We start from the raw sequence: 21438 nt of genomic DNA on the forward strand, positions 1-21438 counted from the left end.
CTTAGTTCCTACGGTCGTCGCGCGCCGGGCGCACGCCCGAAGTCTGCGATTCGAGGTTCAGGCGATCAGTAGCCAGTGGATCATGGCCCAGGATTTCGCCCTTGAAGATCCACACCTTGACGCCGCACACGCCATAAGCGGTGTGAGCCTCGGCCTCGGCATGGTCGATGTTTGCGCGCAGCGTGTGCAGCGGGACGCGGCCTTCGCGATACCATTCGGTCCGCGCGATCTCCGCGCCGCCCAGACGACCGCCGCAGTTGATGCGGATGCCCTCTGCGCCCAGACGCATCGCCGACTGCACGGCGCGCTTCATGGCGCGACGGAACGCGATGCGGCGCTCCAGCTGGTCGGCAATGCCCTGCGCCACAAGGCGGGCGTCGACTTCCGGCTTGCGGATCTCGACGATGTTCAGCGACACGTCCGACGCGGTCATCGAACCCAGCTTCTTGCGAAGCTTCTCGATGTCGGCGCCCTTCTTGCCGATGATGACACCCGGACGAGCGGCATAGATCGAGATGCGGCACAGCTTGGCCGGACGCTCGATCACGACCTTGCTGATCGCGGCCTGCTTCAGCGTCTTCATGACATACTGGCGGATCTTGAGATCCTCCAGCAGCAGACGGCCATAGTCAGCGCCCTCGGCAAACCAGCGGCTGTCCCAGGTGCGGTTGATCTGCAGGCGCAGACCGATCGGGTTGCTCTTGTGACCCATGGATCAGGCCTCCTGCACTTCGCGGACGACGATCCGCAGCCGCGAGAACGGCTTGAGGATGCGCGTCGACTTGCCGCGGCCACGGGTGTGGAACCGCTTCATCGTGATCGACTTGCCCACGCTCGCTTCGGCGACGACCAGTGCGTCGACATCGAGATTGTGGTTGTTCTCGGCATTGGCGATCGCCGATGCCAGCACCTTGCGCGCATCCTCGGCCATCGCCTTCTTCGAGAAGCTGAGGATGTTCAGCGCGTCACCCGCCTTCTGACCGCGGATCAGACCCGCGACCAGGTTCAGCTTCTGCGCCGAACCACGGATTTGCGTGCCGACCGACAGCGCTTCGTTATCGGCGACGCGACGCGGAGCTTTCTGCTTGCTCATCAGCGCTTGCCCTTCTTGTCGGCGGCGTGGCCGGGGAAGAAGCGCGTCGGCGCGAATTCACCCAGCTTCATGCCGACCATTTCTTCGTTGACCGACACCGGCACGAACTTGCGGCCGTTGTAGACGTTGAACGTCAGGCCGACGAACGACGGCAGGATCGTCGAGCGGCGCGACCACGTCTTGATCGGGCCACCGCGACCACCGGCGTCATGCGCGGCCTCTGCCTTCTTCAGAAGGCTGAGTTCCACGAACGGACCTTTCCAAACCGAACGAGCCATTGCGGTTAGCCCTTCTTCTTCGCGTGGCGGCTACGGATGATGAACTTGTCCGTCGCCTTGTTGTGGCGGGTGCGGGCACCCTTGGTCGGCTTGCCCCAGGGCGTGACCGGATGACGGCCGCCCGAGGTCCGGCCTTCACCACCGCCGTGCGGGTGATCGACCGGGTTCTTGGCAACGCCGCGCGTCAGCGGGCGCTTGCCCAGCCAGCGGTTGCGGCCGGCCTTGGCAAGGTTGGTGTTGCCGTTGTCGGGGTTCGACACTGCGCCAACGGTCGCCATGCAGTCGCTGCGGATATAACGCTGCTCGCCCGAATTCAGGCGAACGATCACCATCCCGCGATCACGACCGACGACCTGCACATAGGTGCCGGCCGAACGTGCAATCTGACCGCCCTTGCCCGGCTTCATCTCCACATTGTGGACGATGGTGCCGACGGGCATCTGGCCCAGTTCCATCGCGTTGCCCGGCTTCACATCGGTCTTCTTCCCGGCGACGACCTTGTCACCCGGCTGAAGACGCTGCGGCGCCAGGATATAGGCGAAGTCCGGCGCATCTTCGGCGCCGTAATTCACCAGCGCGATGAACGCCGTGCGGTTGGGGTCATATTCCAGACGGACCACGGTGCCTTCGACATCCCACTTGCGGCGCTTGAAATCGACGATGCGATAACGCTGCTTGTGGCCGCCGGCGATCCCGCGAGAGGTCACGTGACCCTTGTTGTTGCGCCCACCGGTCTTGCGCTTGCCTTCGGTCAGCGCCTTGACGGGGCCGCCCTTGTGCAGCGCCGAGCGGTCGACCAGGATCAGGCCGCGACGCGCCGGCGACGTCGGATTGTAGTTCTTCAGCGCCATGGTCAGTTGACCCCCTGCGTGACGTCGATCGAATCGCCGTCCTTCAGCGTCACGATCGCCTTCTTGATGTCCGAACGCTTGTAGGGAACACCCTTCCAGCGCTTGGTCTTACCCTTCTGGACGATCGTGTTGACGCCCAGCACCGACACATCGAACAGCGCCTCGACGGCGGCCTTGATCTGCGGCTTGGTTGCGTCGTTGGCGACCTTGAACACCACCGCATTGGCTTCGCTGACCAGCGTTGCCTTTTCGGTGATGTGCGGAGCGACGATCACGTCATAATGACGCGCGTCGATCGCCGTCTTGCCCTTCTTAGCCATTGAAGCGCGCCTCCAGCTTCTCGACCGCGGCGCGCGTCAGCACCAGCGTGTCATGCTTCAGAATGTCGTAAACATTCGCGCCGATCGCCGGCAGGACGTTCACGCCCGACAGATTGCGGGTCGCCAACGCGAAGCCGTTCTCAACCGCTTCGCCGTCGATCACCAACGCCGTCTTGCCGAAACCCAGCTTGGCCAGCGTGCCGGTCATCGCCTTGGTCTTGGCATCGGCGACCTTGAGGTCGTCGAGCACGATCAGCGTGCCGGCAGCCGCGTGGCTGGACAGCGCCATCTTGAGACCGAGTTGGCGAACCTTCTTGTTCAGGCTCGACTCGAAATCGCGAAGACGCGCACCATGCGCCTTACCACCACCGATGAAGATCGGTGCGCGGCGATCACCATGGCGAGCCGTACCGCCGCCCTTTTGGCGACCGAACTTCTTGCCGGTGCGGGCAACGTCCGAACGCTCACGCGTCGGGCGCGCTGTGCCACGGCGGTTGTGCAACTGCCAGGTGACGACGCGGTGCAGGATGTCTGCGCGCGGCTCGACACCGAACACGGTATCGTTCAGCTCGATCTCGCCCTTTTCGGCGGCTGAGCCAGAGTCACTAAGGGTTTGAACCTTGACCTTCACGTTCAGCCCTCCTGGCCTTCGGCGGCCGCAGGCGCCTCACCCTCGGCGGGCGTGTCGGCAGCGGCATCATTGTTGTTGGCGACCTGACGCAGGCCGGCGGGATAGGGCGCATCCTTGTGGCGCGCGACCTTGACCGCATCCTTGACGACCAGCCACGAACCCTTGTGACCGGGCACCGAGCCCTTCACGAAGATCAGGCCACGCTCGACGTCGGTCGAAACGATTTCCAGGTTCTGCTGCGTCCGCTCGCGGTCGCCCATGTGCCCGGCCATCTTCTTGTTCTTGAAGACCTTGCCCGGATCCTGGCGGTTGCCGGTCGAACCGTGCGAACGGTGGCTCAGCGACACACCGTGCGTGGCGCGCAGACCGCCGAAGCCCCAGCGCTTCATGGCGCCGGCAAAGCCCTTGCCCTGCGTGCGGCCCGACACGTCGACCAGCTGGCCAGCGACGAAGTGGTCGGCGCCGATTTCGGCACCCACATCCACCATCGCGTCTTCGGCAACGCGGAACTCGCAAAGCTGCGCCTTCAGATCCACTTCGGCCTTACCGAAGTGACCGCGCTGCGGCTTGGCGACATTCTTGGCCTTGGCCGAACCCGCGCCGATCTGCAGCGCGATATAGCCGTCGCGGTCAGTAGTGCGGTGCGCGACCACCTGAACGCCCTCAAGCGCCAGGACGGTGACGGGCACGTGGCGGCCGTCATCCTGGAACAGGCGGGTCATCCCCATTTTCTTCGCGATCACGCCAGTGCGCATGACCAGTTGCTCCTATACAGAGGCCCGCGACGGTTGATTCCGACGCGGGCGTGCCCAGCCCAATTGATTTTTTAAAGCGGCCCCGCCCCGGGCTGGATGTCCGGCGAACCGGACGCGACGGGGGACGCTGACCCGGCAACAAAGGTCGCCGGCGGTATCCCATATGCTTGAGGTCACAAACCCCGCGGCTCACCCGATCCTGAAACCGGGGAGCGAGGCCAATTCATCCGGTGAGCGAATCACCAGCGACGAAAAGGCCGAATCTCGTCTCGCTTGAGAAGCCGGGCCTTTACGCCAGCTTGATCTCGACGTCAACGCCTGCTGCGAGGTCGAGCTTCATCAGCGCATCGACGGTCTGCGGCGTCGGCTGAACGATGTCGAGCATCCGCTTGTAGGTGCGAACCTCGAACTGCTCGCGCGACTTCTTGTCGATGTGCGGGCCACGGTTGACCGTGAACTTCTCGATCCGCGTCGGCAGGGGAATCGGACCACGAATGAGTGCGCCGGTGCGTCGGGCGGTGTCGGCGATGTCGCCGGTCGCCTGGTCGAGCACGCGATGATCGAACGCCTTAAGGCGGATGCGGATATTGCTGTCCATATTCCCTACCAATGCGAAAGAGCGGGCCCGTTGACGGAGCTCGTGCTGTTTCTACGCGACTAACGAAATGGGGCCGCGCCGAAGTGCGGCGCCCTCATTAAAAGGCAACGGCCGAACCGTTGCCGGTTCGGCCGCTTCCAAAATCATGACGAGCAAACCCGCCGCGATCGAAGACTTGCGCCTATATTACTTCGCGATGGCGCTGACAACCCCTGCGCCGACGGTGCGACCGCCCTCGCGGATGGTGAAGCGCTGCCCGACGTCCATGGCGATCGGCGCGATGAGCTTGACGCCCAGCGCGACGTTGTCGCCCGGCATGACCATCTCGGTGCCCTCGGGCAGTTCGATCGTGCCGGTCACGTCGGTCGTGCGGAAATAGAACTGCGGACGATAGTTGGCGAAGAACGGCGTGTGACGGCCACCTTCATCCTTCGACAGCACATAGACTTCCGAGTTGAAATCCGTGTGCGGCTTGATCGAGCCGGGCTTGCACAGCACCTGGCCCCGCTCGACGTCCTCACGGCCGACACCACGCAGCAGCGCGCCCACATTGTCGCCCGCCTGGCCCTGATCGAGCAGCTTGCGGAACATTTCCACGCCGGTGACGGTCGTCTTGCGGGTGTCATGGATGCCGACGATCTCGACTTCCTCGCCAACCTTGACGATACCGGTCTCGACGCGGCCGGTCACGACCGTGCCGCGGCCCGAGATCGAGAACACGTCCTCGATCGGCATCATGAACGGCTTGTCGAGAGGACGATCCGGCTCGGGGATCGATTCGTCGACGGCAGCCATCAGCGCCAGGATCGCTTCGTGACCCAGCTTCTTGTCGCTGTCTTCCAGCGCGGCGAGCGCCGAACCACGGATGATCGGGATGTTGTCGCCGTCGAACTCGCGCTTCGAGAGTTCTTCACGGATTTCCATCTCGACCAGTTCGAGGATTTCCTCGTCGTCGACCATGTCGACCTTGTTGAGGAACACGACCATGGTCGGCACGCCGACCTGCTTGGCGAGCAGGATGTGCTCCTTGGTCTGCGGCATCGGGCCGTCGGTGGCCGACACGACCAGGATCGCGCCGTCCATCTGCGCTGCGCCGGTAATCATGTTCTTCACATAGTCGGCGTGGCCGGGGCAGTCGACATGGGCATAGTGGCGGTTGGCCGTTTCATACTCGACGTGCGCGGTCGAGATGGTGATGCCGCGCTCACGCTCTTCGGGCGCCTTGTCGATGTTGGCGAAGTCGACGGCGACGCCGCCGCCGGTCTCTGCCAGAACCTTGGTGATCGCGGCCGTCAGCGACGTCTTGCCATGGTCGACGTGACCGATGGTGCCGATGTTGAGGTGCGGCTTGTTCCGCTCAAACTTTGCCTTCGCCATGTTTCCCTACCTTCTGATTCGATTTCCCGGCCACGATGGGGACTCGCGAGAAGGCGGCCCCATAGCGGCTGATTTCCGATAATGCCAGCGCTTCCGCGCCGGGCTGGTTACGCCATCTTCGCCTTGACTTCCTCGGCGACGTTGGCGGGCACCTCTTCATAGTGGCTGAACTGCATCGAGTAGCTCGCGCGGCCCTGCGTGAACGAACGGAGCTGGTTCACATAACCGAACATGTTCGCCAGCGGCACCATCGCGGTCACTGCCTGGGCATTTCCGCGCGTGTCGGTGCCCTGAATCTGGCCACGACGCGAGTTCATGTCGCCGATCACGTCGCCCAGATAATCCTCAGGCGTCACGACCTCGACCTTCATCACCGGCTCGAGCAGCTTGATGCCCGACTTCTGCGCCGCTTCACGCATTGCACCGCGCGCACAGATTTCGAACGCCAGCGCCGACGAGTCGACATCGTGATACGCACCGTCGGTCAGGTGGACCTCGAAGTCGATGATCGGAAAGCCGATCAGCGAACCCGTCAGCGCGGTTTCACGAAAGCCCTTTTCCACCGACGGAATATATTCGCGCGGGATGTTGCCGCCCTTGATCTCGTCAAAGAACTGGAAACCCGAACCGCGCTCGCCCGGAACGACGCTCGCCTTGATGCGACCGAACTGACCCGAGCCGCCCGACTGCTTCTTGTGGGTATAGTCGATATCGACCTTCTTGCCCAGATATTCGCGGTAAGCCACCTGCGGCGCGCCGACATTCGCCTCGACCTTGAACTCGCGCTTCATGCGGTCGACCAGGATCTCCAGGTGAAGCTCGCCCATGCCCTTGATGATCGTCTGACCCGATTCATGGTCAGTCGACACGCGGAACGAAGGGTCCTCGGCGGCCAGGCGATTAAGTGCTAGACCCATCTTTTCCTGGTCGGCCTTGGTCTTCGGCTCCACCGACAGCTCGATCACCGGCTCGGGGAATTCCATCCGCTCCAGGATGATCGGATTCGCCGGATCGCACAGCGTGTCGCCGGTCGTGGTTTCCTTCAGACCCGCGATCGCGACGATATCGCCGGCGCGCGCTTCCTCGATATCCTCACGGCTGTTGGCATGCATCAGCAACATGCGGCCGATCTTTTCCTTCTTGTCCTTCACCGAGTTCAGGTAGCCGCCCTTGGTCAGGATACCCGAATAGATGCGCGCAAAGGTCAGCGTGCCGACGAACGGGTCGTTCATGATCTTGAACGCCAGCGCCGAGAACGGCGCCTGGTCCGACGAAGGACGCTCGTCCGGCGTTTCGCCGTCCAGCTTCACGCCCTTGATCGCGGGCACGTCGAGCGGGCTGGGCAGATAATCGACCACGGCGTCGAGCAGGGGCTGCACGCCCTTGTTCTTGAACGCCGAGCCGCACACCACCGGCACGAACGACATGTTGAGCGTGCCCTTGCGGATCAGCTTTTTGAGGTCGGCCGAACTCGGCTCGTTGCCCTCGAGATACGCCTCCATCAGGTCGTCGTCCTGCTCGACCGCCATCTCGATCAGCTCGCTGCGATACTTCGCAGCCTTTTCGGCCAGGTCTTCGGGGATGTCCTGATACTCGAACTTCGCGCCCAGGCTCTCCTCGAGCCAGATGATCGCGCGGTTCTCGACCAGGTCGACCAGGCCCTTGAAGCCGCCTTCCATGCCGATCGGCAGATACAGGACAGCCGGCTTCGCGCCCAGGCGGTCGATGATCGACTGCACGCAGAAATAGAAATCCGCGCCCGTGCGGTCCAGCTTGTTGACGAAGCACATGCGCGGCACGCCATATTTGTCGGCCTGGCGCCACACCGTCTCCGACTGCGGCTCGACACCGGCAACGCCGTCGAAGCACGCGACCGCGCCGTCGAGCACGCGCAGCGAACGCTCGACCTCGATCGTGAAGTCGACGTGTCCGGGCGTGTCGATGATGTTGATCAGATGCTCTTCGCCCTGACCATCCTCAGCCTTCCACTTGCAGGTCGTCGCGGCCGACGTGATCGTGATGCCACGCTCCTGCTCCTGCTCCATCCAGTCCATCGTCGCGGTGCCTTCATGCACTTCGCCGATCTTGTAGGACTTGCCGGTATAATAAAGGATGCGCTCGGTCGTCGTCGTTTTGCCGGCGTCGATATGCGCCATGATGCCGATGTTGCGATAGCGCTCGAGCGGATGGCTGCGGGCCATGATCTTACTCCTGGTGCCGACTGGCGGCGGGTGCGGACTGAATTGCGGGGGCCTTTAGCCCCATCCGTGCGGTCTGTGTAGCCACCGGCTCGCACATTGCGAGAGACGGCATCCGAAAACCGACGGTATTGGGGGCGAAGCCGGAACCTCGCCCCCGATATAGGTTACCAGCGGTAGTGCGAGAAGGCCCGGTTCGCTTCCGCCATGCGGTGCGTGTCCTCACGCTTCTTCACCGCGTTGCCGCGATTGTTGGCGGCATCCAACAGCTCGCCCGACAGGCGCGCCGACATGGTGTTCTCGCTGCGGTTGCGCGCCGAGGTGATGAGCCAGCGGATCGCCAGCGCCTGCGCGCGCTCGGGCCGCACTTCGACGGGCACCTGATAGGTCGCACCGCCGACGCGGCGGCTGCGGACTTCGATGCCCGGCTTGATGTTGTTCAGCGCGTCATGGAAAACGCCGATCGGATCGCGCTTGGCGCGCGATTCAACGGTGTCGAGCGCCGAATAGACGATGCCCTCCGCAACGGCCTTCTTGCCGTCCAGCATGACGCTGTTCATGAACTTCGACAGAACCTGATCTCCGAACTTGGGATCTGGCAGGATTTCCCGCTTTTCGGGACGACGACGACGTGCCATCTCAGACTTCCTTCTTGAACTTCGGCCGGTCCGGAACCTGTCCGGGGCCTACTATGGCTGCTTACTTGGGACGCTTGGCGCCGTATTTCGAACGGCTCTGCTTGCGATCCTTGACACCCTGGGTGTCGAGCACGCCGCGCAGGACGTGGTAACGCACGCCGGGAAGATCGCGAACGCGGCCGCCGCGGATCAGCACGACCGAGTGCTCCTGCAGGTTGTGGCCTTCGCCCGGAATGTAGGAGATGACTTCGCGCTGGTTGGTCAGGCGAACCTTGGCCACCTTGCGAAGCGCCGAGTTCGGCTTCTTCGGCGTCGTCGTATAAACGCGCGTGCAGACACCGCGCTTCTGCGGGTTCTGCTCCATCGCAGGGACCTTTGACTTGGCCTTCTGCGGTTCGCGGCCCTTGCGGACCAGCTGGTTGATCGTCGGCATGAAGCCCTTCACCTTTCGACTTGGTTACTTTGCTGGAGCCATTCACGAGAGAATACGAAAACGACCCGGACGCGCGCGCCCAGGCCTTTGACGTCTCCAGCAACGTTCAGCGCTTGCCCGGTCGGGAATCGCAAAGACCCCGACGCGAACCGGCGGGCCTATACGCCCGCATCGACAGGTGGTCAACAGCACCCCGGTGCAGCCCTTCGCGGTCGGCAGGGCGATTTGTCGGCGCCGGTGCCGATATCCGACGCCGCCGGCGATCAGGGCATCGCCAGACCGGCGCGCCGCAACGCCCCGCAATATCGCCGCATTGCCGACAGCGCGGTTTCGGTCAGGCCGACATAGGCACGGCGCCGGTCGAACGGATCATCATGCCGGTCGAGCAGGCCCGCCTCGCGCATCGTCGTGATCCAGCGCAGTGCGGTTGTCGGCGGCACCGCGGCGGCGATGCACAGGCTGGACACCGACACCCGCGCATGTTCCAGATGCGCGGCGAACAGGTCGAGCAGCATGTCCCAGGCGGGATCGGCGAACAGCCCGGCTTCGAAAAACTGGTCGCGCATCCGGCGCGCGCGGATCGTCGCGCGCACCTGCGCGGCGTCGACACCCGCCTCGATTTCTTCCGGCGCCGCGCGAAATGGCGGCGAATGCTCGCCGACCACGACGTTGACCGGCGCGAAATCGTCGCGCGCCAGCCGGGCAAGCGTCTCGGCAATGCGCGCCACTTCCCCGTTCAGGTGGCGCAGCCGTTGCTGTTCGGCGTCGCGCGCGGCGTCACGCAGCACCGAGCGCGGCGGCGCGGCAAGGGCAAAGGCCGCGACGCGTTCCAGCGCGCCCGGATCGCACAACAGTTCGGCGTCGACACTGTCGAGGGCCGACACCACCCAATCGATCGCGTCCGGCGGGAAACTCGCGATCACGCGTGCATCATGACGACGCGCAGCATCGGCAACCGCGTCGAGCGCCGATAGGGCGATGTCGTCCATGCCGCTGGCAATATCGACCGCGACGACATGCAGGCGCGCCTGCAACCGCAACCGCGCCGGCCCTTCGGCCAGCGTCACTTGCGCCGCCAGCCGCGCGCCGCTCGCGCGGGCAGCCTCAACCATCGCCTGCGCGCCATCGCCGTCGCCGATCGCGATGCACACCGGTTCGTCACCGCCGAACGCATCGGCATAGCTGGTCCAATTCTCTCCCACGTCGCTCCCCCGACTGATTGTTTCGAACCGCTGCTATATTGTCGTAATTATCGGAAACGCTAACGTCCCAGTAACTTCATTATGGACCGATCAGAACAAATGGTGCCCGGATAAACCATGATCGTCTGGTCCGTTTCGGATGGGTCTGATCGACAGGAAAAGGCGCGATTTTCGTGTCCTGCGTGCTTCTCCACCGCGGCTTGGCCGCGACGAATACGTGATTCGCGTGTTTCGCGTCAGCCGACCAATGCCGCGTCGCGCAGCCCTCGCCACACGCGAAGCGCCTGAACACTCTCCTCGACATCATGCACGCGCATGATCTGCACGCCCTGCTCGGCGCCCTTGAGCGCAAGCGCGACTGATCCGCCCAGCCGCCGGTCGACCGGCGCTTCGTTGGACAAGGCGCCGACGATGCGCTTGCGGCTTGCGCCCAGCAGGACCGGGCAACCCAGCCCGTGCAGCAGCGACAGGCCGTTCAGGATCGCCAGATTGTCGGCCAGCGCCTTGCCGAAACCGATACCCGGATCGACGATGATGTTCGCACGGTCGACGCCCCCGGCGACCACCGTATCGATGCGTGTCTCCAGCCAGTCGAACAGTTCGATCAGCGGGTCGTCGGTCCGCATCGCACCCTCAGCCCCGCGCTGTGCGTCGGCGGCGTGCATCAGCACCACCGGGCACCCTGCGCGCGCCACGACGTCGAGCGCGCGCGTATCATAGGCGAGCGCCGCAACATCGTTGACGATATGCGCCCCCACCGCCAGCGCCGCCTCCATCACACCGGCCTTGCGCGTGTCGATCGAAATGGGGGTGCCGGTGGGCGCCAGCCGCTCGATCAGCGGGACGACGCGCGCGATCTCGTCGCCTTCCCACACCGTCGCGGCGCCGGGCCGCGTCGATTCGCCACCAATATCGACAATCGCGGCGCCCGCCGCAGCCATGTCGATCGCGCGCGCCGCCGCCCGTGCGGGATCACCGTCATGCCGCCCGCCATCGGAAAAGCTGTCGGGTGTCAGGTTCAGGATCGCCATGACCTGTGGCTGATCGAAGCGCAGCACACGCTCGCCCGCCCGGATCGGCGGGCGGGGGGCGACGATCCGCATCGCAAGTTCGCGCAGCCGTGTCGCCTGCGCGTCGGACGCACCCGCGACCAGCGCATCCAACGCCTCGACCGGCACGACGCGCTGCATCACCCGGCGACCATCGACCACCGCGATCAACTGATAGGCCGCGAACCACTGCAATCCGCCCGCCAGCCGCGCCACGCGTCCGTCCAGCCCGATCGGCGAATCAACCCACTGGACGGGACGAAGATAAAGCCGGGCGTCGGGGGGCGGCAGGTCGGTCATACGGGCCACCCTTCCCGCATCACGGCTGCGTCGCCAATACCCATTGCTGGCGAAGCGTATCGATCGGCGCCAGCGCGCCACCCTTGTCCAGATGCCAGAACGTCCAGCCATTGCACGACGGCGCGCCCTGAACCATCGCGCCCAGCTTGTGGATCGAGCCTTCGCCCGCTTCCCCCGCCACCGATCCGTCGGCGCGCACGGTCGCGCGCCAGCGGCGCTTGCTGTCGGTCAGCACGGTGCCGGGCGCGATCAGGCCGTTTTCGACCAGCGTTCCGAACGCCACGCGCGGGGCGTTACGCGGGGCCTGCATCGTCACCAGCAGCGATTCGTCGAGCGGCAGGGCAGAGGCGATGCGCGCCTCCGCCGCCGCGACATAGGCGGGTTCACGCTCGATCCCGATGAAGCGCCGCCCCAGTCGCCGCGCCACCGCGCCCGTCGTGCCGGTGCCGAAAAACGGGTCGAGCACCACATCGCCGGGATGCGTGGACGCCAGCATCACCCGATACAGCAGCGCCTCCGGCTTCTGCGTCGGGTGCACCTTTGCGCCGTCATCACCGCGCAACCGCTCCCCGCCCGAACAGATCGCGAACTCCCAGTCGGAGCGCATCTGAAGCTCGTCGTTCAGCGTCTTCAGGCTGCGATAATTGAAGGTGTAGCGCGCCTTTTCGCCCATCGACGCCCAGATCAGCGTTTCATGCGCGTTGGTAAAGCGCGTGCCCTTGAAATTGGGCATCGGGTTCGACTTGCGCCACACAATGTCGTTCAGGATCCAGAAACCCATGTCCTGAACCGCGCTGCCCACGCGGAAGATGTTGTGATAGCTGCCGATCACCCAGATCGTGCCATTGGGTTTCAGGATGCGGCGCGCTTCCTTGAGCCAGGCGCGCGTGAACCGGTCATAGGCGGCAAAGGTGTCGAACTTGTCCCAATCGTCGGTCACGGCATCGACATGGCTGCCATCGGGCCGGAACAATTCCCCGCCGAGCTGGAGGTTATAGGGCGGATCGGCGAAGATGCAGTCGATGCTTGCATCGGGCAGCCGCTTCATCGCCGCCACGCAATCGTCGCGCAGGATCGTGTCGAGCGGCAATGGCGCCGGCGCGGCCTTTGCCGCCTTGCGGCGCACAGGTGCGCGCTTGATCTTTTCGATGACCGACATGTTCGCTTGCGTCCCCCCGCCTCTCTGGACGCGCATCGGGAATCCAAAGCGACGCTCGCGTCAAGGGCGAAGTGGTTAACGTAACGGCCTGGAATCGCTGGCGCCGATCCGAACATTACGAGTCCGCAACCAGATATGGGTCGCCAAGTGCCGCCGCGCACACCAGCCATTGCGGTGTGGCGCGGCAGACTCACATCGTCGCCAATATCACCAGAGCACGCCCTTGAACGGCTTTGCCGGCTCGGGCGCGGCGTCACCGATCGCCTGTTTCAGGTCGATCTCAATCGTCCGACACATCGCGTTCATCGGCAGATCATGGACGGTATTGCTGAACGGATCGACCAGATCGTCGCCGATCTGCAACGCGGCCAGAAACATCAACCCGGCCAGCGTCGATCCGACCGGCGTTGCCCAACCCAGAGTCTCGACCAGCCCGATCGGCAGCAACAGGCAGAAGATGCGCGCGAAAAAGGACGGGAAGAAGCGATATTGCATTGGCAGCGGTGTGTTCTTCAACCGCTCCATGCCACCCTGGGCATTGGCGATGTCGACCAGAATGCGCTCCATCTGCGTCTGCTGGATGGTGTCGATCCAGCCCTCGCGGCGCGCTTGCTCGATCCGCTTGGCGGTGCCGTCCAGAAATCCGTTGGCGGCGTTGACGCGGCCCATCGCCTCGTCTGCCTCATCCTTCGACAGCAGATCATAGACTTCTGGACATTCGCCCAGCCGCCGAAGCTGACAACGCAGCGCGTTGACATAGGCGATCTGACGTAGCGCGATCGAACGTTTCAGGTCCCGTCCGCGCGGCGGGTCGTCGGGCAGGAACGCAATCGCCGCACGCGCCAGATTGCGCGAGGCATTTATCATCAGGCCCCATAATTGGCGCCCTTCCCACCAGCGTTCATAGGCGGAATTGACCCGGAACCCCAGGAACAGCGCCAGCACCGTGCCGAAGATGGTCAGCGGCAGTGACGGCGCGCGAAAGCTGCTCGTCATATAGAATGCCGTGACGATCACGTCCCAGACGAACAGCACGGCTAGCGGTTTCCAGACCTCGATGATGATCTGGCTCATGCGGGGGGTGTTGTTGACGATCATGTGCGTTGGCTGACCTGTTTCATGCAGTGCAACATAAGGGGTGCCTACACGAAAGGTTCCGGTGATGTTTGTAAGGAAGCGTTGCCGTCGCTAGAGGACTGGGCCATGCCCAATGTGACATCCGAAATGCGCGAAGCCGCGCTTGTTTCCAAGGCCTGGCCCTATGAGGAAGCGCGCAAGATCCTGGCCCGCTATCCCGACGGCAAACCCGGCGACGCGCCAATCCTGTTCGAGACCGGCTATGGTCCGTCGGGCCTGCCGCACATCGGCACTTTCAACGAGGTGCTCCGCACGACGATGGTGCGCCGCGCGTTCGAGACACTGTCGGACCAGCCGACGCGGCTGATCGCCTTTTCCGACGATATGGACGGCCTCCGCAAGGTGCCGGACAACGTGCCCAACCGCGAGATGCTGGCCGAACATCTGGGCAAGCCGCTGACGCGCGTGCCCGATCCGTTCGGCAAGTTCGAAAGCTTCGCGCATCACAACAATGCAATGCTGCGCGACTTTCTGGACCGGTTCGGCTTCGAATATGAATTCGCCTCCGCCAGCGACTATTATGCCGGCGGCCGGTTCGACGATACGCTGCGCGCGGTGCTGCGCCACTATGACAAGATCATGGGCGTCATGCTGCCCACATTGGGCGAGGAACGCCGCGCGACCTATTCGCCGGTGCTGCCGATCAGCCCCACGTCGGGCATCGTGCTGCAAGTGCCGGTCGAGGTGGTCGATGCCGAGGCCGGGCTGATTGCGTTCGAGGACGCGGGCGAGCGGATCGAGCAATCGGTGCTGGGCGGCCAGGCCAAGCTGCAATGGAAGGTCGACTGGGCCATGCGCTGGGTCGCGCTGGGCGTCGATTATGAAATGTCGGGCAAGGACCTGATCGATTCGGTCACGCAATCGTCCAGGATCGCGCGCGTGCTGGGCGCCCGCCCGCCGGAGGGCTTCAACTACGAGATGTTCCTCGACGAGAACGGGCAGAAGATCTCCAAGTCCAAGGGCAATGGTCTCAGCCTTGAGCAATGGCTGACCTATGGCCCGGAAGAGAGCCTCGCCTTCTACGCCTATCGCGAGCCGAAAAAGGCCAAGCAGCTCCACCTGGGCGTGATCCCGCGCGCGATTGACGAATATTGGCAGTTTCGCGGCAATTATGCCGCGCAGCCGGTCGAACAGCGGCTGGGCAACCCGGTACATCACATCCACAACGGCCCGCCCCCGCAAGAGGCGCTGCCGGTGACATTCGGCCTGCTCCTCAACCTGATCGGCGTGATGGGTGAGGCCACGAGGGAACAGGTCTGGGGTTATCTGACCAACTATGTCGCCGATGCCAGCCCAGCGCGCTATTCCGCGCTCGACGCGCTGATCGGCCATGCCATCGCCTATGTCCGCGACGTCGCCGAAAAGCCGGTGCGCCGCGCGCCGCAGGGGGGAGAGGTCGCCGCGCTGGAACGGCTGGACGCCGAACTCGCCGCGCTGCCCGAAACCGCGGGCGCGGAGGACATTCAGAACATCGTTTACGAGATCGGCAAGACCGGCGGGTTCGAACAACTGCGCGACTGGTTCAAGGCGCTGTATGAGACGCTGCTCGGCTCCAGCCAGGGACCGCGCATGGGCAGCTTCATCGCGCTGTATGGCGTGGCGAACACCCGCCGCCTGATCGCCGACGCGCTGGCACGGTAAGAGCAGCGGCACCGCCCCACGCGGGGCGGCGCCGACCGTTATTCGTGCGAGCGCCCGAAATCGGCGCGCGCGTCGTCCTGACCCTGTTCGACGATCGATCGGCGGATGGCGCGCGTCTGGGTGAAGTGGTCGAACAACTCGTCGCCCTTGCCCCAGCGGATCGCCCGCGACAACGCGGCCAGATCCTCGGAAAAGCGCTGGAGCATGTCCAGCACCGCTTCGCGGTTGGCCAGGAACACGTCGCGCCACATCGTCGGATCGCTGGCGGCGATGCGCGTGAAGTCGCGAAAGCCACCAGCCGAATATTTGATGACTTCGGACTGGGTGACTTCCTCAAGGTCGGATGCCGTCCCGACGATGGTATAGGCGATCAGGTGCGGCAGATGGCTGGTCACCGCCAGCACGCGGTCATGATGATCGGGGGCCATCGTTTCCACCTCGGCGCCCAGCGCGCGCCAGAAACCGGCGACTCGCTCGACCGCGACCGGGTCGGTGCCCTCAGGCGGGGTGAGGATGCACCAACGATGGTTGAACAAAGTGGCGAAGCCCGCCATCGGCCCGCTCTGCTCGGTGCCCGCGACCGGATGCGCGGGGACGATGGCATGGTCTGGCAGCGCGGTGGTCAGCGCCTCGACCACGCTTGCCTTGCACGATCCGACATCGGTGACGATCGCGCCCTGCGGCAACGTATCGGCAATGGCTGCCGCCGCCGCGCTCATCGCGCCGACGGGCACGCACAGCACCACCAGATCGGCATCCGCGACGGCTTCGGCCGCAGTATCGGCGATGGCGTGGCCCAGTCCGATCTTACGCGCCGTGTCCCGCACCGTCGCATCGACGTCGTGGCCGACGACGCGCGCGTCCGGCAACCGCGCGGCAACCGCGCGGGCGACCGAAGATCCGATCAGCCCCAGCCCGATGACGGCGACCCGCGCGAAATCGCTCATTCGCCCAGGACGATTCCGCGGAGCGCCGCCATCACCCCTTGCGTTTCCGCCGCCGTGCCGATCGAGATACGAAGACCATGGGGCAGCCCCTGACCGGGCAGCCAGCGCACGATATAGCCCGCTTCCATCAGCGCCTTATACGCCGTCTCGGCACTGACCGGCCCTTCGAACAGGACCAGCACGAAATTGGCCCTGGACGGCACCGCGCGCAGCCCGGAGTTGACCAATTTCTCGACTTCCTGCGTCAGCCATGCGCGCCATGTCGCATTATGCTCACGGCTGGCGTCGACAAAATCATCGGCGGCCAGCGCGGCGATCGCCGCCTGTTGCCCGGCGGTGGTCAGGTTGAACGGCGCGCGGATGCGATGCATCGCCTCGACCGCCGCCGCCGGGCCATAGCCCCAGCCGATGCGCTCGGCGGCAAGGCCATAGATCTTGGAAAAGGTGCGCGTGACGATGACGTTCGGCTCGGCGCGCGCGAGTTCGAGCGCGTGGTCGTCCTCCACCGCGTCGATATATTCGGCATAGGCCTGATCGATCACCAGCATCACCTCGCGCGGCAGCGCGGCGTGCAGGCGGGCAATCTCGTCGCGCGCGGCGAAAGTGCCGGTCGGGTTGTTGGGGTTGGCCACGAACACCACGCGGGTCGCGGGCGTGACACAGGCGAGGATCGCATCGACATCGGTCGCATAATCGCGGTCGGGTGCCACCACCGGCGTCGCGCCCACGCGTCGCGTCGCGATTTCGTACACCGCAAAGCCATAGCGCACGAAGATGATCTCGTCGCCCGGCCCGGCATAGGCGCCGGCGACCAGATGCAGCACCTCGTCCGACCCGGTGCCATAGATGACGCGCGCGGGGTCGAGGTCGTGTTTCGCCGCAATCGCTTCGCGCAGTTCGCCGGCGCCAGCGTCGGGATAACGCTCCAGCGTCTGCCCCGCCTCGGCAAAGGCGGCGCGCGCCTCAGGCGCGGTGCCCAACGGGTTTTCGTTCGACGACAATTTGGCGACCTGTCGCCCGTCATCGGTCTTTGAACGGCCGGGGACATAGGGCGCGATGGCCATGACCCATGGCTTGGGGATCGGTGCGGTCATGTGCCAGCCGATAGGCCTTGGCGGCCCCCGCGCGCAAGGGGCGCGAGCGGCCCCCCTCGCGCAAGCCATGTCCATGCCACCTTCCCTGCGCCCTCGCGCTCGGCTAGGGGCTGCGGCCCATGTCGGACCCCCGCTTCGGCCAGAATCGTCGCATCACCCTGCCCGGCCCGCTCAGGCTGGACGGCGGGGCGCTGCTGTCGCCGCTTGATATCGCCTATGAAACCTACGGCACGCTGAACGGCGATGCCAGCAATGCGGTGCTGGTCTGTCATGCACTGACCGGCGACCAGTATGTCGCCTCCAATCATCCGGTCACGGGCAAACCCGGCTGGTGGACGCGCATGATCGGGCCGGACAAGCCGATCGATCCGGCACGCGATTTTGTCATCTGCGCCAATGTGCTGGGCAGTTGCATGGGCAGTTCGGGTCCGGCCTCCATCAACCCGGCGACGGGCAGGGCATGGGGCATGGCGTTCCCGGTCATCACCATCCGCGACATGGTGCGCGCGCAGGCGATGCTGCTCGACCATCTGGGCGTGCGGCGGCTGAAGGCGGTGGTCGGCGGATCGATGGGGGGAATGCAGGCGCTCAGCTGGGCCGCGACCTTCCCCGAACGGGTCGCCGCCGCCGTCATCATCGCATCGACCGCGCGCCATTCAGCCCAGAATATCGCGTTCCACGAAGTCGGGCGGCAGGCGATCATGGCCGATCCCAACTGGCGCGGCGGCGATTATTATGACGGCGCACCGCCCGCGGCCGGGCTGGCGGTGGCGCGGATGGCGGCGCACATCACCTATCTGTCCGAAGCCGGTCTGACCGAGAAGTTCGGGCGGCGGCTGCAAGCGCGCGAGGCAAAGTCGTTCGGCTTTGACGCCGATTTTCAGGTCGAGAGCTATCTGCGCTATCAGGGCTTGTCCTTCACCGACCGGTTCGATGCCAATGCCTATCTCTACATCACCCGCGCGCTGGATTATTTCGACCTAGCGGAGGAACATGGCGGCACGCTGGCCAATGCGTTCCGGGACGGGGCGACGCGTTTCTGCCTGGTCAGCTTCGATACCGACTGGCTGTATCCGACGCGCGAGAGCCGCGTAATCGTGCAGGCGCTGCACGCGGCCGGCGCGGCGGCCAGTTTTGTCGAGCTGTCGTCGCCCTTCGGCCACGATGCCTTCCTGCTCGACAGCCCGGAACTGAACCGCGTGGTCGACGGATTTCTGAAAACGGGGGCGCCGCGATGAGCGGCCTTCGCCCCGACCTGGCGATCATCGCGCGCAATGTGGCGGCGGGATCGCGGGTGCTGGACGTCGGCTGCGGCGACGGCGCGCTGATGGCGGCGCTGCGCGATGCGGCGGGCGTCGATGCGCGCGGGCTGGAGATCACCCCCGCCAATGTCGCCGCAGCGGTCGCGCGCGGACTATCGGTGGTGCAGGGGGACGCCGACACCGACCTGGCCGATTATCCCGACGGCAGCTTCGATTACGCGATCCTCAGCCAGACGTTGCAAACGACGATGCGCCCGCACGTCGTTTTGGATCACTTGCTGCGGATCGGGCAGCGGGCGTTCGTCAGCTTTCCCAACTTCGCCCATTGGCGCGTGCGCGGCTCGCTTTTGTGGGGCGGGCGGATGCCGGTGACGCCGCTATTGCCGCTCAAATGGTATGAAACGCCCAACATCCACCATGTGACCGTCGATGATTTCCGCGAGTTGGTCGATGACCGCGGCCTGACCGTCGAGGGGGCATGGTTCCTGTCGAGCGGCCGCCCCGCCCGCCCGGCCGCGGCCAATTTCTTTGCCGAGCACGCGGTGTTCCTGCTCAGGCGGTAAGGCGGCGGACCAGCGGTGTGTCGCATACGTCGCGATATCGCGCCATCACCAGGCTGAACACGCCGAACATCAGCAAACCGCCGGCCACCGCGTCGAACAGCCAGCCACGCCCGGCATAGCTGGCAACCGCGTCCTGAAACCCTACCTCCCCTGCGCTGCCCGACCGGCCGAGGTCGACCAGCGTCCACGCGATGGCGGCGAAGACGGCGGCGCGCGCGGCATGACCGATGCGGCCGACGGTCTTGCTCCAATGGGGTGCGTTCGCGGTCAGCAACCGCATGAAGTCGGCAGTCCATGCCTTTTTGGCCTGTGCGACCGCCGCGGCGGCAAAGCCCATGCCGACCAGCAGGATCAGCACCCAACCCAGCGGCAGGTCCAGCGCCATTGCCGTGGCATCGCGTCCAACAGCGCCATCATCGGGCTGCGTGCCCCATGCGAACAGCGACAGGGCGCCATAAGCCAGACCGAAATGGGCAAGGCCGCTCAGCATATGGCCGCCGCGCTTGGCGAAACCCTCGGCCTCGTCGCCATCGACCTCCAGGTCGACCCACGCGCCGTAAAGACGGAACAGGCCGTAAGCCGCCAGCCCGAGCGCCAGCACCACCATCAGCGGCTTGCCGCCGGGCACCTCGGACAGCGGCGCCAGCACGCTGGTCGTCCCCTCCGCCTGGCCCGTCGCCAGCGACAGATAACCCAGCGCGAAATAGATGATGGCGCGCGCGACATAGCCCACGCGCGCCAGCATCGCGATGCGTTCGTCCGGTTTCACCGCAAACCCCTTTTCCCTCGTTGCGTCAGCGAAACGCCGGCAACGCCAAAAGGATCAACGCGGCACCGCGATCAAAAGGGAACGTCGTCGTCCAGATCGTCGGCGAAACCGCCCGAATCGTTGTTCGAGCGGCCCCCGCCTTGGCTGCCGCCGCGCGACCCGCCGCCGAAACCGCCGCCACCACGGCCGGAGGACTGACCAGCGAACTCATCGCCGCCGCCCCAGTCATCACCACCGCGCGATCCGCCGCCACCGCCGCCCTGACCACCGCCGCCGGGACCGTCGAGCATGGTCAGCACGCTGTTGAAGCCTTGCAGCACCACTTCGGTCGAATAACGGTCCTGGCCCTGCTGGTCCTGCCATTTGCGGGTCTGGAGCTGGCCCTCAATATAGACCTTGGAGCCTTTACGCAGGAACCGCTCGGCGACATTCGCCAGCCCTTCGTTGAAGATCGCGACCGAATGCCATTCGGTGCGTTCCTTCTTTTCGCCGCTGTTGCGGTCCTTCCACGATTCGCTGGTCGCGATCCGCAGGTTCACGACCTTGCCGCCGTTCGAAAAGGTCCGCGATTCAGGGTCGCGGCCCAGATTGCCGACGAGAATGACTTTGTTGACGCTGCCGGCCATGATGACTCCAAGAGGAATGCCGCGCAGTGAGCGCGGGAGGGATTCGAATGATGGGCGACCTTATAAACCTGAACCGCGCGCGCAAGGCCAAGGCAAAGGCCGAACGCACTGCGACTGCCGATGCGAACCGGGTGAAGTTCGGCCGGACCAAGGCCGAACGCCAGGCCGATGCTACAGATCACGCGCGCCGCGACGCCCGGCTGGACGGCGCGAAGCGCGAGGACCGCTAACCCAGCCCCGCCGCCACGGCCAGCCAGTAAGTGATGCCCGCCGCGACATAGGCGATGGCGAACAGATAGCCGAGCATGAACAGCGGCCATTTCCAGCCATTGGTCTCCCGCCGGGTGACCGCGATGGTCGAGATGCATTGCGGTGCGAACACGAACCAGGCGAGAAAGGCGAGCGCGGTGGCCAGGCTCCAGCGGCGCTGCAACTGTTCGCGGATCGTCGCCTGTCCGCCTTCGCCCTCGACATCATCCACGGCATAGACCGTGCCGATCGCCGCCACCGCCACTTC

At 65.0% G+C, this 21438-nt stretch carries 24 protein-coding genes and 1 pseudogene; 4 read left to right on the forward strand and 21 right to left on the reverse strand.

Going from position 1 to position 21438, the window contains the following annotated elements; all coding sequences use genetic code 11:
• Position 1: 1 nt before the first annotated feature.
• The 16 genes from rpsC to VL973_RS02995 form a co-directional block, all read right to left on the reverse strand.
• Positions 2-712 carry a 30S ribosomal protein S3 gene (rpsC, locus tag VL973_RS02920; RefSeq protein WP_325282532.1) on the reverse strand — a complete coding sequence of 237 codons (711 nt, stop codon included), beginning with the start codon at positions 710-712 and terminating at the stop codon, positions 2-4.
• 3 nt (positions 713-715) lie between these two features.
• Complete coding sequence (gene rplV / locus VL973_RS02925) at positions 716-1093, reverse strand: 50S ribosomal protein L22 (RefSeq protein ID WP_325282533.1); 378 nt, start codon at positions 1091-1093, stop codon at positions 716-718.
• The gene (gene rpsS, locus VL973_RS02930) at positions 1093-1371 is read right to left on the reverse strand and encodes a 30S ribosomal protein S19 (RefSeq protein WP_325282534.1); all 279 of its coding nucleotides are present in this window, start codon (positions 1369-1371) and stop codon (positions 1093-1095) included. Before rpsS ends, rplV begins: the two co-directional genes overlap by 1 nt.
• A 5-nt stretch (positions 1372-1376) precedes the next feature.
• Entirely contained in the window at positions 1377-2222 is an 846-nt protein-coding gene (rplB, locus tag VL973_RS02935) for a 50S ribosomal protein L2 (RefSeq protein WP_325282535.1), read from the reverse strand.
• A gap of 2 nt (positions 2223-2224) precedes the next feature.
• Entirely contained in the window at positions 2225-2542 is a 318-nt protein-coding gene (locus VL973_RS02940) for a 50S ribosomal protein L23 (protein ID WP_325282536.1), read from the reverse strand.
• Complete coding sequence (rplD, locus tag VL973_RS02945) at positions 2535-3173, reverse strand: 50S ribosomal protein L4 (protein ID WP_325282537.1); 639 nt, start codon at positions 3171-3173, stop codon at positions 2535-2537. Before rplD ends, VL973_RS02940 begins: the two co-directional genes overlap by 8 nt.
• Before the next feature lie 2 nt (positions 3174-3175).
• Positions 3176-3928 carry a 50S ribosomal protein L3 gene (gene rplC, locus VL973_RS02950; protein ID WP_325282538.1) on the reverse strand — a complete coding sequence of 251 codons (753 nt, stop codon included), beginning with the start codon at positions 3926-3928 and terminating at the stop codon, positions 3176-3178.
• Between the two features lie 289 nt (positions 3929-4217).
• Positions 4218-4526 (reverse strand): 30S ribosomal protein S10, encoded by a 309-nt coding sequence (gene rpsJ / locus VL973_RS02955; RefSeq protein WP_007406109.1) that lies wholly within the window; start codon positions 4524-4526, stop codon positions 4218-4220.
• Between the two features lie 186 nt (positions 4527-4712).
• Positions 4713-5903 (reverse strand): elongation factor Tu, encoded by a 1191-nt coding sequence (gene tuf, locus VL973_RS02960; protein ID WP_325282539.1) that lies wholly within the window; start codon positions 5901-5903, stop codon positions 4713-4715.
• A 107-nt stretch (positions 5904-6010) separates the two neighbouring features.
• The gene (gene fusA, locus VL973_RS02965; protein ID WP_325282540.1) at positions 6011-8104 is read right to left on the reverse strand and encodes an elongation factor G; all 2094 of its coding nucleotides are present in this window, start codon (positions 8102-8104) and stop codon (positions 6011-6013) included.
• 164 nt (positions 8105-8268) lie between these two features.
• Positions 8269-8739, reverse strand: coding sequence for a 30S ribosomal protein S7 (gene rpsG / locus VL973_RS02970; protein WP_325282541.1), 471 nt, complete (start codon positions 8737-8739; stop codon positions 8269-8271).
• Between the two features lie 61 nt (positions 8740-8800).
• A complete protein-coding gene (gene rpsL / locus VL973_RS02975; protein WP_019831557.1) occupies positions 8801-9172 on the reverse strand; it encodes a 30S ribosomal protein S12 in 372 nt (123 codons plus the stop codon).
• Between the two features lie 263 nt (positions 9173-9435).
• Positions 9436-10374 carry a hypothetical protein gene (locus VL973_RS02980; RefSeq protein WP_325282542.1) on the reverse strand — a complete coding sequence of 313 codons (939 nt, stop codon included), beginning with the start codon at positions 10372-10374 and terminating at the stop codon, positions 9436-9438.
• Between the two features lie 236 nt (positions 10375-10610).
• A complete protein-coding gene (folP, locus tag VL973_RS02985; protein WP_325282554.1) occupies positions 10611-11723 on the reverse strand; it encodes a dihydropteroate synthase in 1113 nt (370 codons plus the stop codon).
• 19 nt (positions 11724-11742) lie between these two features.
• Positions 11743-12882: a site-specific DNA-methyltransferase gene (locus VL973_RS02990; RefSeq protein ID WP_325282543.1), complete on the reverse strand. Its 1140-nt coding sequence runs from the start codon at positions 12880-12882 to the stop codon at positions 11743-11745.
• 207 nt (positions 12883-13089) lie between these two features.
• Positions 13090-13980 (reverse strand): bestrophin family protein, encoded by an 891-nt coding sequence (locus VL973_RS02995; protein WP_325282544.1) that lies wholly within the window; start codon positions 13978-13980, stop codon positions 13090-13092.
• Between the two features lie 105 nt (positions 13981-14085).
• Here VL973_RS02995 and VL973_RS03000 point away from each other — a divergent pair, with 105 nt between their 5' ends.
• Positions 14086-15660 carry a lysine--tRNA ligase gene (locus VL973_RS03000; RefSeq protein ID WP_325282545.1) on the forward strand — a complete coding sequence of 525 codons (1575 nt, stop codon included), beginning with the start codon at positions 14086-14088 and terminating at the stop codon, positions 15658-15660.
• A gap of 38 nt (positions 15661-15698) precedes the next feature.
• Here VL973_RS03000 and VL973_RS03005 read toward each other — a convergent pair whose 3' ends face one another.
• Together VL973_RS03005 and hisC are read right to left on the reverse strand one after the other, a co-directional pair.
• Positions 15699-16607, reverse strand: coding sequence for a prephenate/arogenate dehydrogenase family protein (locus VL973_RS03005; RefSeq protein ID WP_325282546.1), 909 nt, complete (start codon positions 16605-16607; stop codon positions 15699-15701).
• Positions 16604-17701: a histidinol-phosphate transaminase gene (gene hisC, locus VL973_RS03010; RefSeq protein WP_325282547.1), complete on the reverse strand. Its 1098-nt coding sequence runs from the start codon at positions 17699-17701 to the stop codon at positions 16604-16606. The genes VL973_RS03005 and hisC overlap by 4 nt, the downstream gene beginning before the upstream one ends.
• A 119-nt stretch (positions 17702-17820) precedes the next feature.
• Between hisC and metX the strand changes: the two genes are divergently transcribed.
• Positions 17821-18939 (forward strand): homoserine O-acetyltransferase MetX, encoded by a 1119-nt coding sequence (metX, locus tag VL973_RS03015; RefSeq protein ID WP_325282548.1) that lies wholly within the window; start codon positions 17821-17823, stop codon positions 18937-18939.
• A complete protein-coding gene (gene metW, locus VL973_RS03020) occupies positions 18936-19526 on the forward strand; it encodes a methionine biosynthesis protein MetW (protein ID WP_325282549.1) in 591 nt (196 codons plus the stop codon). The genes metX and metW overlap by 4 nt, the downstream gene beginning before the upstream one ends.
• Here metW and VL973_RS03025 read toward each other — a convergent pair.
• Positions 19516-20295 carry a DUF1206 domain-containing protein gene (locus tag VL973_RS03025; RefSeq protein ID WP_325282550.1) on the reverse strand — a complete coding sequence of 260 codons (780 nt, stop codon included), beginning with the start codon at positions 20293-20295 and terminating at the stop codon, positions 19516-19518. The genes metW and VL973_RS03025 overlap by 11 nt on opposite strands.
• 71 nt (positions 20296-20366) lie before the next feature.
• The gene (gene ssb, locus VL973_RS03030) at positions 20367-20921 is read right to left on the reverse strand and encodes a single-stranded DNA-binding protein (RefSeq protein WP_325282551.1); all 555 of its coding nucleotides are present in this window, start codon (positions 20919-20921) and stop codon (positions 20367-20369) included.
• Between the two features lie 50 nt (positions 20922-20971).
• Between ssb and VL973_RS03035 the strand changes: the two genes are divergently transcribed.
• Complete coding sequence (locus VL973_RS03035) at positions 20972-21151, forward strand: DUF4169 family protein (RefSeq protein ID WP_325282552.1); 180 nt, start codon at positions 20972-20974, stop codon at positions 21149-21151.
• Here VL973_RS03035 and VL973_RS03040 read toward each other — a convergent pair.
• Positions 21148-21438: pseudogene (locus VL973_RS03040) on the reverse strand (ferrous iron transporter B); the annotation flags it as partial. The gene VL973_RS03035 and the pseudogene VL973_RS03040 overlap by 4 nt on opposite strands.

This window comes from Sphingomonas sp., from assembly GCF_035490575.1.
In the GTDB taxonomy this organism is placed as follows: domain Bacteria; phylum Pseudomonadota; class Alphaproteobacteria; order Sphingomonadales; family Sphingomonadaceae; genus Sphingomonas.